General features: G+C 65.9%; 14 protein-coding genes. 7 read left to right on the top strand and 7 right to left on the bottom strand.

Features of this window, described 5'->3' with window-relative positions:
• Nucleotides 1-27 precede the first annotated feature (27 nt).
• Together AB7A72_RS13020 and AB7A72_RS13015 are read left to right on the top strand one after the other, a co-directional pair.
• Nucleotides 28-906 (top strand): alpha/beta hydrolase, encoded by an 879-nt coding sequence (locus AB7A72_RS13020; protein ID WP_369460222.1) that lies wholly within the window; start codon nucleotides 28-30, stop codon nucleotides 904-906.
• Between the two features lie 40 nt (nucleotides 907-946).
• Nucleotides 947-2,092 carry a M20 family metallopeptidase gene (locus AB7A72_RS13015; protein ID WP_239809885.1) on the top strand — a complete coding sequence of 382 codons (1,146 nt, stop codon included), beginning with the start codon at nucleotides 947-949 and terminating at the stop codon, nucleotides 2,090-2,092.
• Between the two features lie 33 nt (nucleotides 2,093-2,125).
• Here the strand turns inward: AB7A72_RS13015 and AB7A72_RS13010 are convergent, their stop codons facing one another.
• Nucleotides 2,126-2,599 (bottom strand): RDD family protein, encoded by a 474-nt coding sequence (locus AB7A72_RS13010; RefSeq protein WP_312450989.1) that lies wholly within the window; start codon nucleotides 2,597-2,599, stop codon nucleotides 2,126-2,128.
• 129 nt (nucleotides 2,600-2,728) lie between these two features.
• On the opposite strand from AB7A72_RS13010, the gene AB7A72_RS13005 reads away from it, so the two are divergent.
• Nucleotides 2,729-3,565 carry a DUF4261 domain-containing protein gene (locus tag AB7A72_RS13005; RefSeq protein ID WP_369460221.1) on the top strand — a complete coding sequence of 279 codons (837 nt, stop codon included), beginning with the start codon at nucleotides 2,729-2,731 and terminating at the stop codon, nucleotides 3,563-3,565.
• A gap of 3 nt (nucleotides 3,566-3,568) precedes the next feature.
• Here the strand turns inward: AB7A72_RS13005 and map are convergent, their stop codons facing one another.
• From map to AB7A72_RS12990, 3 genes are all read right to left on the bottom strand, one after another.
• The gene (gene map / locus AB7A72_RS13000; RefSeq protein WP_312450986.1) at nucleotides 3,569-4,363 is read right to left on the bottom strand and encodes a type I methionyl aminopeptidase; all 795 of its coding nucleotides are present in this window, start codon (nucleotides 4,361-4,363) and stop codon (nucleotides 3,569-3,571) included.
• Complete coding sequence (locus AB7A72_RS12995; RefSeq protein ID WP_133856246.1) at nucleotides 4,360-4,590, bottom strand: ParD-like family protein; 231 nt, start codon at nucleotides 4,588-4,590, stop codon at nucleotides 4,360-4,362. Before AB7A72_RS12995 ends, map begins: the two co-directional genes overlap by 4 nt.
• Before the next feature lie 94 nt (nucleotides 4,591-4,684).
• Nucleotides 4,685-6,490 carry a DEAD/DEAH box helicase gene (locus tag AB7A72_RS12990; protein ID WP_369460220.1) on the bottom strand — a complete coding sequence of 602 codons (1,806 nt, stop codon included), beginning with the start codon at nucleotides 6,488-6,490 and terminating at the stop codon, nucleotides 4,685-4,687.
• Between the two features lie 189 nt (nucleotides 6,491-6,679).
• Here AB7A72_RS12990 and AB7A72_RS12985 point away from each other — a divergent pair, with 189 nt between their 5' ends.
• Together AB7A72_RS12985 and bla are read left to right on the top strand one after the other, a co-directional pair.
• Entirely contained in the window at nucleotides 6,680-7,327 is a 648-nt protein-coding gene (locus AB7A72_RS12985; RefSeq protein WP_312527843.1) for a PadR family transcriptional regulator, read from the top strand.
• A gap of 128 nt (nucleotides 7,328-7,455) precedes the next feature.
• A complete protein-coding gene (bla, locus tag AB7A72_RS12980; RefSeq protein WP_239809880.1) occupies nucleotides 7,456-8,364 on the top strand; it encodes a class A beta-lactamase in 909 nt (302 codons plus the stop codon).
• A gap of 12 nt (nucleotides 8,365-8,376) precedes the next feature.
• Here bla and AB7A72_RS12975 read toward each other — a convergent pair whose 3' ends face one another.
• Together AB7A72_RS12975 and AB7A72_RS12970 are read right to left on the bottom strand one after the other, a co-directional pair.
• Nucleotides 8,377-9,354 (bottom strand): hypothetical protein, encoded by a 978-nt coding sequence (locus AB7A72_RS12975; RefSeq protein ID WP_369460219.1) that lies wholly within the window; start codon nucleotides 9,352-9,354, stop codon nucleotides 8,377-8,379.
• Between the two features lie 45 nt (nucleotides 9,355-9,399).
• A complete protein-coding gene (locus AB7A72_RS12970; protein WP_312412093.1) occupies nucleotides 9,400-10,197 on the bottom strand; it encodes a tyrosine-protein phosphatase in 798 nt (265 codons plus the stop codon).
• A 156-nt stretch (nucleotides 10,198-10,353) separates the two neighbouring features.
• Here AB7A72_RS12970 and AB7A72_RS12965 point away from each other — a divergent pair, with 156 nt between their 5' ends.
• Nucleotides 10,354-11,586, top strand: coding sequence for an acyl-CoA dehydrogenase family protein (locus AB7A72_RS12965; RefSeq protein ID WP_369460218.1), 1,233 nt, complete (start codon nucleotides 10,354-10,356; stop codon nucleotides 11,584-11,586).
• Nucleotides 11,583-12,620, top strand: a complete 1,038-nt coding sequence (locus tag AB7A72_RS12960) for a phosphotransferase family protein (RefSeq protein ID WP_407064980.1) — start codon at nucleotides 11,583-11,585, stop codon at nucleotides 12,618-12,620. The genes AB7A72_RS12965 and AB7A72_RS12960 overlap by 4 nt, the downstream gene beginning before the upstream one ends.
• A gap of 108 nt (nucleotides 12,621-12,728) precedes the next feature.
• Here the strand turns inward: AB7A72_RS12960 and AB7A72_RS12955 are convergent, their stop codons facing one another.
• Complete coding sequence (locus tag AB7A72_RS12955) at nucleotides 12,729-14,372, bottom strand: MFS transporter (protein WP_369460217.1); 1,644 nt, start codon at nucleotides 14,370-14,372, stop codon at nucleotides 12,729-12,731.
• Between the last annotated feature and the right edge of the window lie 32 nt (nucleotides 14,373-14,404).

Genomic DNA, 14,404 nt, shown 5'->3' with positions numbered 1-14,404 from the left:
CTGGACGGCTACAAGGAACACCACCGCATGGACTGGCAACGTTTTACCCGGCAGCACGGCCGTTTTGCCATCGACTGGCAAGCCGGTGACGGCGCGCTCTACCTGCCGATCACCCTGAACTGCTACCGCCCCGAAGGCGTGGCCGCCGATGCGCCGGTGGTGCTGGTGCAGCACGGCGTGCTGCGCAATGGCGACGACTACCGCGACTTCTGGATGCCCGCTGCGGACCGCTATGGCCTGCAGATCATCGCGCCGACCTTTGGCAACGCGCACTGGCCGGGGGTGGAGAGCTACAACAACGGCAGCGTCTGGAGCGAAGAGGGCGACCTGCAGCCGCGTGACTACTGGGCCTACCAGGCGGTGATGAATCTGGTCCGGCAGCTGCGCGATGCCGGGGTGGTGCAGCAGCAGCCGCTCTACCTGTTTGGCCATTCGGCCGGCGGCCAGTTTGTGCACCGCCTGGTCAGCACCCTGGGCGCCGACGGTTTTGCCGGCGTGGCGGCGGGCAACCCGGGCTGGTACACCTTGCCCGATGCCCAGCAGGACTTTCCGCAAGGCCTGGCCGGCATTGGCCTGGCCGATGGGGCGCTGGCCCGGCTGCTGCGCACCCCGCTGGTCATTTTGGCGGGCGACCGCGACACCGACACCCAGGACCCCAACCTGCCGGCCGAGCCCGCCGCGCTGCGCCAGGGCCCGCACCGCTTTGCCCGTGCCCGCCACTACTACGCAGCCGGCCTGCAGGCTTCAGCACGGCTGGGCATGCCGCTGGCCTGGCAGCTGCATGAGGTCGCAGGCATCGGCCACGATGGCGAGGCCATGAGCCATGTCTGCGCCCATCTCTGGTTTGAAGGGCGCATGCCCGATGCGGACTGGCTGGCCCCCTGGGCCGGCCGCGTGACCGCCTGACTCCCACCGATCACTTTTCGACAAGACCCAAGGAACAAGGATGCAAGCAACAACGCAACAACTGGTGGACGGCATCTCGGAATGGATGCGCTGCGAATCGCCATCGAACAACCCCGCATCGATCGCCCGCATGGTCGAGATGATGCGCGCCCAGGCCGCAGCGGCGGGCCTGCGTGCCACGGTGATCGAGACCCAGGCCGAGGGCAAGCATGCGCCCGGCCCGGTGCTGCCCGTGCTGCACATCACCAACCGCGCCGAGGGCGATACCCGTGAAGGCCTGCTGATTCTGGGCCACGCGGACACCGTGCACCCCATCGGCATGCTGGCAGACAACCCCATCCGCATCGAAGGCGACCGCCTCTACGGCCCCGGCGGCTACGACATGAAGGCGGGCATCTACCTGGCACTGACCGCACTGAGCGCGGTGGCCACGCCGGGCAGCACCCCGCTGCCGGTGGACCTGCTGATCGTGCCCGACGAGGAAACCGGCAGCCACGCATCACGCAAGCACATCGAGGCCTTTGCCCGCCATGCCCGCTACTGCCTGGTGGCCGAGCCTGCCCGTGCCAATGGCGGCCGCTGCGTGACCGCGCGCAAGGGCACCGGCATGCTGCGCCTGGGCGTCAAGGGCCTGGCATCGCATGCCGGCGTCGCCCATGACAAGGGCCGCAGCGCGATCCGCGAAATGGCGCACCAGATCCTGGCGCTGGAAGCGATGACCGACTACCAGCGTGGCGTGACCGTGAGCGTGGGCACCATCGAAGGCGGCACCACCACCAACACCGTGCCCGCCTTCTGCAAGTGCGTGGTCGATTTCCGCCTGCCCGATCTGCAGGCTGCCGATGAGCTGGTGGGCAAGATGCGCGCACTGCGCCCTGTCGGCGAAGGCCTGGCGCTGGATATCGATGTGGAGGTGAACCGCCCGCCAATGGTCAAGGACGCGCGCGCCGAAGCGCTGCTGGCCAAGGCCCAGCAATCGGCCCGCGAGGCCGGCTTTGCGCTGGAAGAAGCGCCCCCTACCGGTGGCGGCAGCGATGCCAACTTCACCTCGGCCATGGGCGTGCCATCGCTGGACGGCCTGGGAGCCGATGGCGACGGCGCCCATACGGTGTACGAGCACATCCTGGTATCCACCCTGGAGATGCGGGCACGCTTCTGGCTGCACCTGCTGACCCATCTGGATTAAGGCGCCAAGGCTGGCACTGAGGAGGTGCCAGTCTTATTCGGGCTGCTGCCCTTTGAAGGCTACCTGTGCGGTGCGTCCGCCCTTGCGGCGCACCACCACCGTGCCGGCAATTTTGTCGTGCCAGCCCTGTTTGCGGGTGTCGAATGCGACCCAGATGAGGCCCAGGCACAGCGGCGCGGTTGACAGGAAGTAGCCCAGGTAGCGGATGACCGCTTGCTTAAGGCTTATGGTTTCGCCAGTAGTGGCGTCCACCACCTCGGCACCCACCAGCATCTTGCCTGGCGTAGCCCGCAGCTTGTGCCACAGCCAGATATAGGCGACTGCTGGCAGCACCCAGCTGATCAGCACATCGGCAGGGCCTTTTATCAGCCCCTCGTCCAGGAAGTAGTCCCCACCGTACACGAGGTAGAGCGCCGGTATCAAGAGCACCAGAAGCACTAACGAGTCGATCAGCGCTGCCCCTACGCGCGGCCAAAAGCCGACATACTCCAAATCGTTGCTATCCATTTTGATTCCTCCTAGTTTGGTTTCTATCATTGTGAATGCCTATCATAGGCTTGAAGGCAAAAGCCCAGGTGCTATAGGCGTCGTGTTGGCATGGCAAAATGCGACCCTTTTCACTGCCCAGGCACGCCAATGGAACAACCCCATCCCGAGCCCCGCATGGCCCCCGATATGTGGGCCTTTGAAGCGCTGTACGCCCAGCCGGCGATGCTGGATGGCGAAACCCTGCGCGCCGCGCTGGCAGAGCGCCTGGGCGCGGTAGATCTGGTCGCAGACGGCGACACCATCTTGCTGGCGTTGCGCGACTACTGCGTGGACTACAGCGACAAAAAAGGGGTGCCCAGCGAGATCGCGATCATCCGCGCAGGCGAGGCTATGGACCCCACCGACTACGCCAGCGCGCTGGAGCAGACCTGGGACTGGCCCGAGAAAGAAAGCGCATTGGCCCAGTGCCAGCACTGCGTGCTGGTGAGCGAGTTCATGGGTAGAGGTCTTTCAGTGCCCGAGCGGCTGGAGATTCTGCAAGCGGTCATGCATGTGCTGATCGAGAACGGGGGCGTCACGGCGATCAGCCAGACCAATGCCGGCTGCCTGCTGAACCCGCAGCGCTACCTGCAGGCCCATGCCGACGGCTTTGTCTACTACGGCGTCGTCAATGTGCGCTTTTTCAACATCAGCAACCGCCCCGGCGAGATGCTGATGGACAGCCTGGGCGGCGCCACCTTTGGCGTGCCTGATGTGCAGTTGCTGTTCTCCGAGCTGGACCCTGCTGAAGTCTCGCGCTTTGTGTTCAATACCAGCGTCTACCTGGTCGAGCACGGCGATGTGATCGCCGACGGCCACACGGTGGCCGGCATCGATGGCCACAGCAAATGGGCCTGCAAGCACCTCGATGCGCTGGTCGAGCCGGAGCGGCTGGTGGTCGATATCGATCCACGGCCTGCTGACGGGGCCGACCAAGCGAACTGAGGCTCAGACCGGTGCGTAGCTGCCGGTGCCGTTCGGCCAGGTGGTCAGCACCTCATGGCCATCAGGCGTCACCGCCACCATGTGCTCCCACTGTGCCGACAGCGAATGGTCCTGGGTCACGACGGTCCAGCCATCGGCCAAGGTCTTGACCTGGCGCTTGCCGGCATTGAGCATGGGCTCGATCGTGAACAGCATGCCGGCCTCCAGCACCAGGCCCTCGCCCGGGTTGCCGTAGTGCAGCACATTCGGGGCATCGTGGTAGGTCTGGCCAATGCCATGGCCGCAGAACTCGCGCACCACACCAAAGCCCGCGCCCTTGGCCACCGTCTCGATCGCATGGCCGATATCGCCCAGGGTGGCGCCCGGCCGCACCTGGGCAATGCCGGCACGCAGCGCCTCGTAGGTGGTCTCGACCAGGCGCTTGGCCAGAATGCTGGGCGTGCCGACAAAGTACATGCGGCTGGTGTCGCCAAACCAGCCATCCTTGATGACGGCGACATCGATGTTGACGATGTCGCCCTTTTTCAGCACCCGGTCCTCGGACGGAATGCCATGGCAGACAACATGGTTCACCGAGGTGAGGATGGTCTTGGGGTAGCCCTGGTAGCCCAGATTGGCCGGCACCGCCTTTTGCACGTTCACGATGTAGTCGTGGCAAATGGCATCCAGCGCCGCGGTGCTGACCCCCGGCACCACATGGGGTGCAATCATCTCCAGCACCTCGGCCGCCAGCTGCGCGGCCTGGCGCGCACTGGCCAGCTCGCTGGCGGTATGCACAGGCGTGATGCGCTGCGTCATGCCGCCATCCTTGCCTTGGCCACCAGCGAATGGATATCCAGGCCGCCGTCCAGCTCCGCCTGCACCAGCACCTGGCAGATTGCGCGGTGATCCAGATCGGGGTACATCTCGGCGAGCATGCCCACCCGCATCCAGTGCTCGGCCTGCGCATTGATAGAACGGCTCAGCGCCGCGCCCGCGACCCGCAGGTTCTCATGCATCGGGTCGGAAATTTTGACGATGCCCATGGCGATCCTCTATAAAACATATGCGGATTGTATATGTTTTATATATCTCTGGCATGAAGGCGTCGATATATCCCTTCCGAGCCGCTTGTCAGCGTCAACAAATCAGGTGTTGCGTTGCGCGAGTCGACGCAACGTAGACCAACCGGGCTTCCAGCGCAGCGTCCTTATGCACGTCCTTGGCCTTGCGCTCTACATCGCTGGTGACCACCGCTACCACCGGCCATTCAAGGCCCTTGCTGACATGCATGGTCATCAGTTTGATGGCGTTTTCTTCAGGCTTGAACTGCCCGGAGCGCTCACGCACGCGGTGAGGCAGATTCCGGTGGCGCAGCGCGTCGGCGCAAACCAAGAGCTCGTCCTTGTGGCGGCAGAGTACGGCCATCTCTCCCCAGGCCATGCCTTGTGCATGTTGATCCGCTAGGAGTTCCGCGACGCGTGCAGCCCTTTGGGCCAAGCTGGGCATGTCGATGATGACCGGGTCAGGACCTTCGCGGCCACAGCTCAAAGGCTTGAGCAATGGTATGCCGTCGTCATCCTTGGCATCTTCCTGCACAAGCATGTCACCGGCTACACGGTGTGCCAGCTGCAGTATCTGCCTGGTGTTGCGGTAGTTGATCTTGAGGATGGTGGTTCGGCCGGCTGCCTGGATTCCCACGCTCTTCAGGCTGAAATTGCGCTTTTGTCCCCGGTCGTAGATGCTCTGAGCATCGTCGTAGAGCAGCAGCAGGCTATTGGTACTCGGGTCCACCATCTGGGTGACGAGTTTGAGCCATTCGGGTGCGAAATCATGGCCTTCATCGATCAGGATGGCATGGTACTGACCTGTGGGTATCGATTTGCTTTCTACGCCCTGGATGAGGCACTGCTCAAACTCCCGCATGGCCTTGCTTGGAGGCCAGTTATTGCTGCCTTCTGGGAGCTGGTTGTAGGCGACGAGCTGGTCGCGACACCACTTGTGAAAATGGCGTACATGCACACGGTCTTGCAAGCCCTTGGCTTCGATGCTGGCCGCCAGCTTGATGCCCAGAGGCTCGTTGTAGCAGAGCACCAGAATGGGCTTGCTGCCTGGGCCCTGGGTCTGAGACAGATGTTCGGCGCGGTAGCCTAGGATCATGGTCTTGCCCGAGCCCGCTACGCCGTGGATGACGCGGTGGCCGTCGCCCAGGCTGCGCGCCAGCTGTTCCTGCTGTATGTCCATTACGCGCATGATGTCCGGCAGATCTTCTGCAGGGTCGCCAGCATCGCCGCCAAACAAATGCTGCTGCTGGGGAACGCGCACCTCCGGGAAAAGCTGCCACCGGATACGGTCCAGCTGGCTGGCTGTGATGGTCTGCTTGAACCGGTAGGGAAACATCGCCCACAACCGCTGCTGGAAGGCCTCCGGATCAGCATCTTCCTGCATCTCGTCCTGGCAGATCACCAGATGGCTCGGAATGGCCGCATCCAGCCCCGCTTGTTCAAATTGCTTTCTGCTGATGCGGGTGAGCACGACACCATGGCCCCAGGGAAAAGCCAATTTTCCTTGGTAGTCGCCATCGGTCTGTACCAATTGAGCATCGCGCTCCAAGGCGTTGACGACCTGGATGGCGCAGTGGCGCGCCTGTTGCAGCGGGCTCATCACCACCTTGGGCTGTGGGCTGTCACTGGCCAAAATCTCGAAGTACTCCCGGGTGGCCTTGCGAATCGTGCTGAGATGCCAGTCCTTGGTCTCCAAAATCAGCGCGCCTCGACGGGGGTGCACGAGCACGAAGTCTGGCCGGGTCTGCCTGGGCCCGATAGGCACATCCCACCAGAGCAGGTAGTCGGCATCCAGCTTTTGCTGCAAACGCTCGGCCAAGCGCTTTTCTCCTCCGGTCATCCTTCCAGCGCAGCTGCTCAGTGCAGGTATCAGCACGGCCATCCCATCTCCTTCGCTCTCATTTCGTTGTGTGTAAATGTAAACCACTGAGCACATATATCAATGTCAGGACTTCTGCACATCGACGTGGAGCATGAAGTTGCCAAGGATAAAGATATATCTTTACAAAAACCCGCTTGAAATCTTTGGTTGAAAGATATATCTTAGATGCATCTTAGTAAAGGAACACAGATGCCACATCCCCATCACCACTTTCAGCACCACCATCACCTGCACAGCCCCCGTGGACGCCATATGGGCGACGAGGGCGGCCCTGGCCGCGGGCCGCGCCACCATGGCGATGGACCCGGCCACGGCCCGCACGGCCATGGCCACGGGCCGGACGCTGCGCGCCACCTAGCGCACAAGCGCGAGCGCATGTTCGAGGCCGGCGGCCTCAAGCTGCTGGCGCTGCATTTGATTGGCCAGCAACCCAGCCATGGCTACGACGTGATCCGCGCCGTGGGCGAGCTGGTCGGCGGCGACTACCAGCCCAGCCCCGGCACCATCTACCCCACCTTGAGCTACCTGGTGGACATGGGCCACGCAACGGCCAGCGAATCCGAAGGCGGCCGCAAGCGCTACACCATCACCGCCGAAGGCGAGCAGGCCCTGGCCGAGCAAGCCGATGCACTGCAGCTGCTGCTGACGCGCCTGGCCCGTGGCAAGGACCGCGATGCCCGCCAGCGCCCGCCGCAGCTGGTGCGTGCGATCGAGAACTTCAAGATGGCCCTGCGCCTGAAGATGGCCGGTGACGGCGAGACGGCGCTGTCGGCCGAGCAGATCGACAAGATCGCTGCGCTGCTCGACGAGGTCGCTCTGAAGATCGAAAAGGCCTGAGCGCGTTCCGGGCCTGTTGCCCGGGCGCCGCAAAGCTTGCGCCATATCGTGTCGCCAGGCCCTGGGCCGGGGTATGCTCGGTAGCTATCCATCCTCCGGGATGACAACCACCTCTACCGAGCAAAACCATGCAACGACGCCACTTTGTAGCCGCCACCCTGGTCATGGGTAGCGGCTCCGTTTTTGGCCTGGCCGGATGCGCATCCCGCCAGTCTGCCCATCCCCGTGCCGACCGTGCCTTGCACAAGGCGCTGACCCTGATTGAAGCCCAGAGCGGTGGCCGCCTGGGCGTTTATGCGTTCGATGCCGAGACCGGTGGCGAGGCCGGCTACCGCAGCGATGAACGCTTTCCGATGTGCAGCACTTTCAAGACCCTGCTGGCCGCCCATGTGCTGTACCTGGGGCAGACCGGTGCGCTCGACCTGGGCCAGCAGGTGCTGGTGACCTCGGCCGACATGGTGCCCTATGCGCCGGTGACGGAAAAGTACAAGGACCAGCCTGGCGGCATCAGCCTGCTGGAGCTGAGCGAGGCGATTGTGGTGCTGAGCGACAACGTCGCCGCCAACCTGCTGCTGCGCGCCAGCGGCGGGCCCGAAGCCTTGACGGCCTGGCTGCGCACCCTGGGCGACAAGGCGACACGCCTGGACCGCATCGAGCCCCTGCTCAACACGGCAGAGCCCGGCGACCCGCGCGACACCACGACGCCGCGTGCGATGCAGGCCACCCTGCAGGCACTGCTGCTGGGCGATGTGCTCAAGGGCTATGGCCGCGCGATGCTGCAGCAATGGCTGAGCGACAGCCGCACCGGCGACAAGCGCGTGCGCGCGGGCCTGCCATCGGAGTGGCGCGTGGGCGGCAAGACCGGTGCCGGTGCCCACAGCACCGCCAACGACTGCCTGATCGCCTGGCCCCATGCGGCGTCGGAAGGCCTGATCATCACCGCCTACCTGACCGGCGGCGAGCGCACGACCGCGCAAAGCGACGAGGTGATGGCCAAGGTGGGCGCAGCGATTGCGCAATGGCACGCCGCGCTGTAAGCGAGCCTGCTCCTACGATTTGGCAACTGGCTGGCGTGGCCCCGCCAGCAAGCCCTTGCACAGCTGCAGCAGCGCCCAGACCAGCACCAGCGGTATTACCAGGGTCTGCAGCGCAAACACCACCATCAAGGTCACGAGCCGTTCCACCTGCTGGTCGAGCTGCTGCTGCAGCTCGCCGAGCTTGTCGCGCAGCGCATCGCCCGGGTTGCGCACGAGATCCTGCACCCCCGATGCCGCCTGGCTGGCCGATTGCTGGGCCTGCTGCCCCCATAGTTTGAAGCGCTCCCAGAGGCTGGATGACGGCGCCACGGCGGGGCTGGCCGGCGGGGTCGGCGTGGCTGCGTCCGCAGCTGGCGCCTTGGCCGGGGCGCGCACATCAAACTGCTGCAGCTGGCCCACCGCACCTTCGGTGGCGATCTGGTTTTCCTGGTAGGTCTGCGCGATGAAGTGCTGGAACAGCGCCTCGCTGCCGATGATGGTGACGGGCATCACCAGCCGGGTGAACAGCAGCACCACCAGCAAGCGGCTGAGCCAGGTCGGCACCGCCTGCTGGCGCCAGCGCAGCAGCAGCCAGGCCAGTGCGATGAGGCTGAGCAGCCCCGTCACACCATAGCTGCCCCCCATCGACAGCAGCAGCTTTTGCAGCCCAAACGCAATGCTGGCCCAGAGCATCCAGTCGGCAAACTGGGCGACCAGGTCGCTGATGGGGGCCAGCACCTGGCCCAGGGTCAAGGTCAGGCCCACGCCCATGGGCTGCACCGCCAGCTCGGTGCCCTGCAGCACCGAGACGACGCTGTGCAGCGCACGGGCGGTGGCAAAGCTGAGCAGGGAGCGTTGCAGGCCGTCATCCACATAGCGGTCGGCCATGGTCTGAAAAGCCGGCAGCCAGCACAGCACAACGGCCAGCACCAGCAGGCTGGCCAGTGCGATCTGGCGAGCTGTCCAACGGAAGGCGCCCGGCGGGCGCGGGGAGGAGGGAAGATTGTTCATCGGCGGGCGGCCAGCGGGATGGCCGTGGGTCGAAGGAACAACCGATTATTCCAGATACATCTGCGCGAGCTTTTGCTGGGCTTTTGCATCCACGCCCAGCACCTTTTCCACATAGTTGGGGATGCTGCCGTAGTCTTGCAGCACCGGCTGGATCGCGGCGGTCAGGAAGGGCTCCTGCACCCGCCACAGCACCTGCAGCACGTCCTCGGGGATGTGGGCGGCAGCGGCCACGGCTTCGGCCGGGCGGTGGTAGTAGTCGTTGGTCAGCAGGTAGTCCTGCAACACAACATCCTGGGGCACGCCCAGGGTGGTCAGCAGCAAGGTGGCGGCCCAGCCGGTGCGGTCCTTGCCGGCGGTGCAGTGGAAGACGATGGGCGCATCGCTGTCAAGCAGCATCTCGAAGAACTGCGCAAACGGGGCCGCATGGTCGTGGATGAAGCTGCGGTAGGTGTCCTGCATCAGCTCCACCGTGTGGGCGGGGGTCAGGCGCTGGCCCTGCTGCATCAGGCTGAAGGCGCGCTGCACCAGGGTCGGCTCGATGGCCAGCGAGTGGTGCTGGAGGCCGTCGATCGCATAGTGGTCCACCGTCTGCTCGCGCTGGCCACGAAAATCGGCCGAGCGGGCCACGCCCAGCTCGCGCAGCAGCTGCAGTTGGGATTCGGGGCTGAGCAAGGCCAGGTGGTCGGAGCGGAACAGCTTGCGCCAGCGCACCGTGCGGCCGTCCAGGCCCTGGTAGCCGCCCAGATCGCGGAAATTGGTGGTGCCCGCCAGCGGCAGGTGGCGGGTATAGGCCTCAGCGGTGGCCACGGGGGTAAGAGCTGCAGATTCGGCTTGGATGGGCATCCTTTGTTTATAGCCCATCTCCAAGTCCGGGGTACGACGCCAGGGCGTCTTGGGCAGGCGCTGGTGTGCAGTGCCGGGCCGCTCTGTCTCAACTGTGACGGCCTGGCACGCGGCGCATGGCACCATTTGCAGGCCCCCTTACCCGAAGACCGCACCATGGATTTTTCCCTGTCCCCCGAACTGCTGGCGCTGCGCGACAAGACCCGCGCCTTTATCGCCGAGCAGGTGATACCGCTAGAGAACGATGCCCGGCAAAGCCGCCATGGCCCCGATGAGGCGCTGCGCCGCGAGCTGGTCGGGCGCGCCCGCGCGGCCGGCCTGCTCACGCCCCATGCGTCGCGCGAGCTGGGCGGGCTGGGCCTCACCCATGTCGAGAAGGCGGTGGTGTTTGAAGAGGCCGGCTACTCCTGGCTGGGCCCGACGGCGCTGAACATCCATGCGCCCGATGAAGGCAATATCCACCTGATGGAGGCGGTGGCCACCCCGGCCCAGCAGGCGCGCTGGCTGCGCCCGCAGGTCGCGGGCCAGCTGCGTTCCTGCTTTGCGATGACCGAGCCCGCGCCGGGTGCCGGCTCCGACCCGGCCGCGCTGGCCACGGTGGCGGTGCGCGATGGCGATGACTACCTGATCAGCGGGCAGAAATGGTTCATCACCGGCGCCGAAGGGGCGGACTACGCGATCATCATGGCCCGCACCGAAGACGGTGGCGCGACGATGTTTCTGAGCGATATGGACCAGCCCGGCATCACGCTGGAGCGCTCGATGGATGCGATGGATGCCTGCTTTACCGGCGGCCACGGCGTGCTGCGTTTTGACAAGTTGCGTGTGCCCGCCAGCGCCATTCTGGGCGAGGTCGGCAAGGGCTTTCGCTATGCCCAGGTGCGCCTGGCGCCCGCGCGGCTGACGCACTGCATGCGCTGGCTGGGCCAGGCCCGGCGCGCGCAGGATGTGGCGCTGGCCTATGCCCGCCGCCGCACGGCCTTTGGCAAGCCGCTGTCATCGCACGAGGGCGTCGGTTTTATGCTGGCCGACAACGACATGGACCTGCACACCGCGCGCCTGCATATCTGGCACACCGCCTGGCTGCTGGACCAGGGCGAGCAGGGCAGCTATGAATCGAGCCGCGCCAAGGTGGTCTGCTCCGAGGCCGAATGGCGCGTGGTGGACCGCTGCGTGCAGATCCTGGGCGGCCAGGGCGTGACCATGGAGACCCCGGTGATGCGCATCTTCATGGACATGCGCGCTTTCCGCATCTACGACGGCCCCAGCGAAGTGCACCGCTTCAGCATGGCGCGCAAGCTGGTGCAGGCGGCCGAGAAGGATGCGCAGGCCGAGCGCGGCGTGCCCGCGACCATCCAGGCGGTGCCCGCAGCGCCGCGCCCGCTGTGAGCGCTGCCAGCCACAGCCCGCAGGCGCTGGCGCAGCGGCTGCAGCCCTATCTGCACGGCCTGGGCCTGTCGAATGGGGAGCCGGTTGCCGTCAGCGTGCTGGCGGGCGGCCAGTCCAACCCCACCTACAAGCTGCAGGTGGGCGGCCGGCAGATGGTGCTGCGCAAGCAGCCCGCGGGCAGCCTGGTGGCCGGTGCACATGCGATCGACCGCGAGCACCAGGTGATGCAGGCCTTGGCCGGCACAGCCGTACCCGTGCCCCGCATGCTGGCCTACTGCGACGATGCCGGGCTGCTGGGCACGCCGTTTTACCTGATGGATTTTCTGGACGGCCGGGTGCTGGTGGACCCGGCCTTGCCCGGCATGCAGCCCGCCGAGCGCGGCGCGCTGTATGGCGAGATGAACCGCGTGATTGCCGCGCTGCACCAGCTGGACCCGGCTGCGCTGGGCCTGGGCAGCTATGGCCGCCCGGGCGGCTATGTGGCGCGCCAGACCAGGCGCTGGAGCCAGCAGACCCAGCAGCTGCGCGTGCCGGTAGACCCTGCGATGCAGCAGCTGATGGACTGGCTGCCCCTGCATCTGCCGCAGGCCGAGGAGACCACGCTGGTGCATGGCGACTACCGGCTGGACAACCTCGTCTGGCACCGCAGCGAGCCGCAGATCATCGGCGTGCTGGACTGGGAGCTGTCTACCCTGGGCGATCCGCTGGCCGACCTGGCCTACCACGGCATGGCCTGGCGCGTGCCGCCTGCGCTGTGGCGCGGCATGGGGGGTTGTGATCTGGCGGCCTTGGGCATCCCTGACGAGCGCCAATACCTGGCGCTGTATGCCGAGCGCACGGGCCGCGACCCGGGCCCCTTGTGGGAGTACTACCTGGCCTTCAACCTGTTCCGCATGGCCGCCATCCTCTACGGCATTGCGCAGCGCGCTGCCGATGGCACGGCCGCTGCTGCCGATGCCGTGGCCACCGGTGCCAAGGCCGGCCCGCTGGCAGCGCTGGGCTGGCAATGTGCGCAGGCTTTTGAGCGCGGCTGATCGGCTTTGAGGCGGCTGCACGCCCGGCGGCAGCGGCGGGCGTGCAGGCCCCTTTCAAACGCAGCACCCAGGCGGCCGGTGGGCAGCCTGGGTGGCCAGGTTCAATGGTCAGGCATGGCCTTGGGCGGGGTGGTTCACCGACAGGAAATGCTGGACCACCGGGGGTTCGCTGCCTTGGTGGTACTGCGCCACTTCGCTTTGCACATCGGCATCGCTATGGGTCACCCGCTTGTGCTGGCGCAGGTGCTCGGCCCAGGATTCCACCTGGAACCACTCCATGAAGTGGTCCTCGGAAGCGGTGTCCTGCACAATGCCCCAGGCATAGGCGCCATCGCGGCGGCGGGCGGCAGACAGGCGGGCGAGGGCCTTGAGGAAGGGGGCGTGGTTGTCCTTGGCCACGTGGTAGCGGATCTGGATCATCACCGGGCCCCGGTCCTTGTCGACCGGGTGGGCGGTCAGCGGTTCGGGCCAGTGGTTGGACGGCACCAGGTCGGCCTCGCCTTCGGGCAGCTTGATGCGGTGGGCGATCAGCCCCATCACGACCAGGCCAGCAGCACCCGCCAGCAAGGTGTTGGGCACTCCCAGGGCCTTGGCGGTAAAGCCCCAGCTCAGGCTGCCGAAAGTCATCGCGCCGTTGAACACGGTCAGGTAGACGGCCAGCGCACGGCCCCGCACCCAGTTGGGCAGGATGGCCTGGGCGGCACCGTTGAGCGTGGTGAGCGCGGTGATCCAGGACTGGCCCAGCAGCAGCAGCGCCAGCACGGCAGCCCATTGGGGCGGCGACACCGCCAGGAAGGCCATCACGGCAGCCGACACCAGGGCCGACATCAGCAGCAGGCCATCGGACGACAGGCGGGCGCGCAGCTTGGGCAGCAGGAAGGCACCGCCAATGGCACCGACACCAACGGCGCCCAGCAGCACACCGTAGAAGCCGGCACCACCGTCCAGCAGCTGGCGGGCCACCAGGGGCAGCAGCGCCCAGACCGAGCTGGCCAGTGCAAAGAACAGGAAGGCACGCAGCAGCACCACATGCAGCTCGCGGCTGGAGCGGGCATAGCGCAGGCCGGCACGGAAGGCGCCTGCAAAGCGCTCGCTCAGGTCGTCCTGCTCGGCCTTGGGGCGCGGCCACCACAGCAGCGCCGCAATCACAAAGGCGTAGCTGATCACATCCACCCCGTAGGTGACCGAGGCACCCAGGCCGGCCAGCACCACACCACCCAAAGCCGGGCCAATGGCGCGGGCAATGTTGATGCCCAGCGAGTTGAGTGCCACCGCTGACTTGAGGTCGCGCTTGGCAACCAGCTCGGGCACGATGGCCTGCCAGGTCGGGCCCATCAGCGCGGCGCCAATGCCACCCAGAAAGGTCAGTGCCACGAGCGAGCCCACGGTCTGCATGCCCATCGCCGACAGGGTCATCAAGGTGATGCTGACGCAGGCCAGCAGCACCTGGATGGCAATCAGAAACTTGCGGCGGTCCAGGATATCGGACAGCACGCCTGCCGGGATGGCCAGCAAAAAGGCCGGGGCCGAGGCTGCCGCCTGCACCAGCGCGACTGCCGTTGGCGATGGCGACAGGTCGGTCATCAGCCAGGCGCTGGCCACATCGCGCACAAAGCTGCCGGTGTTGCCGACGACGGTGGCGATCCATAGCACGGCAAACAGCTTTTGCTGCAAGGGGGCAAAGCTGCCGCCGGCAGGCGGGGCCGGGGCAGCGGGCTGCGCCGGGGGATGGTCGGGGTGGGAGTGGTTCATGGCGGGTCTCGGATCAGCAGAATTTAAAAACG

The sequence above is a fragment of the Comamonas sediminis genome (genome assembly GCF_041107495.1).
GTDB classification, from domain to species: domain Bacteria; phylum Pseudomonadota; class Gammaproteobacteria; order Burkholderiales; family Burkholderiaceae_C; genus Comamonas; species Comamonas sediminis.
The sequence above is the reverse complement of the archived record's forward strand: the minus strand, read 5'-3'. Positions and strand labels throughout refer to the sequence as shown.

What these genes read in the sequence shown, in the direction of transcription:
- bla (WP_239809880.1), top strand. Translation starts at nt 7,456, where the DNA reads ATGCAACGACGCCACTTTGTAGCCGCCACCCTGGTCATGGGTAGCGGC.
- AB7A72_RS12970 (WP_312412093.1), bottom strand. Translation starts at nt 10,197, where the DNA reads ATGCCCATCCAAGCCGAATCTGCAGCTCTTACCCCCGTGGCCACCGCT.
- AB7A72_RS12955 (WP_369460217.1), bottom strand. Translation starts at nt 14,372, where the DNA reads ATGAACCACTCCCACCCCGACCATCCCCCGGCGCAGCCCGCTGCCCCG.
- AB7A72_RS12995 (WP_133856246.1), bottom strand. Translation starts at nt 4,590, where the DNA reads ATGGGCATCGTCAAAATTTCCGACCCGATGCATGAGAACCTGCGGGTC.
- AB7A72_RS13010 (WP_312450989.1), bottom strand. Translation starts at nt 2,599, where the DNA reads ATGGATAGCAACGATTTGGAGTATGTCGGCTTTTGGCCGCGCGTAGGG.
- AB7A72_RS13005 (WP_369460221.1), top strand. Translation starts at nt 2,729, where the DNA reads ATGGAACAACCCCATCCCGAGCCCCGCATGGCCCCCGATATGTGGGCC.
- AB7A72_RS12990 (WP_369460220.1), bottom strand. Translation starts at nt 6,490, where the DNA reads ATGGCCGTGCTGATACCTGCACTGAGCAGCTGCGCTGGAAGGATGACC.
- AB7A72_RS12985 (WP_312527843.1), top strand. Translation starts at nt 6,680, where the DNA reads ATGCCACATCCCCATCACCACTTTCAGCACCACCATCACCTGCACAGC.
- AB7A72_RS13020 (WP_369460222.1), top strand. Translation starts at nt 28, where the DNA reads ATGGACTGGCAACGTTTTACCCGGCAGCACGGCCGTTTTGCCATCGAC.
- AB7A72_RS12975 (WP_369460219.1), bottom strand. Translation starts at nt 9,354, where the DNA reads ATGAACAATCTTCCCTCCTCCCCGCGCCCGCCGGGCGCCTTCCGTTGG.
- map (WP_312450986.1), bottom strand. Translation starts at nt 4,363, where the DNA reads ATGACGCAGCGCATCACGCCTGTGCATACCGCCAGCGAGCTGGCCAGT.
- AB7A72_RS12965 (WP_369460218.1), top strand. Translation starts at nt 10,354, where the DNA reads ATGGATTTTTCCCTGTCCCCCGAACTGCTGGCGCTGCGCGACAAGACC.
- AB7A72_RS13015 (WP_239809885.1), top strand. Translation starts at nt 947, where the DNA reads ATGCAAGCAACAACGCAACAACTGGTGGACGGCATCTCGGAATGGATG.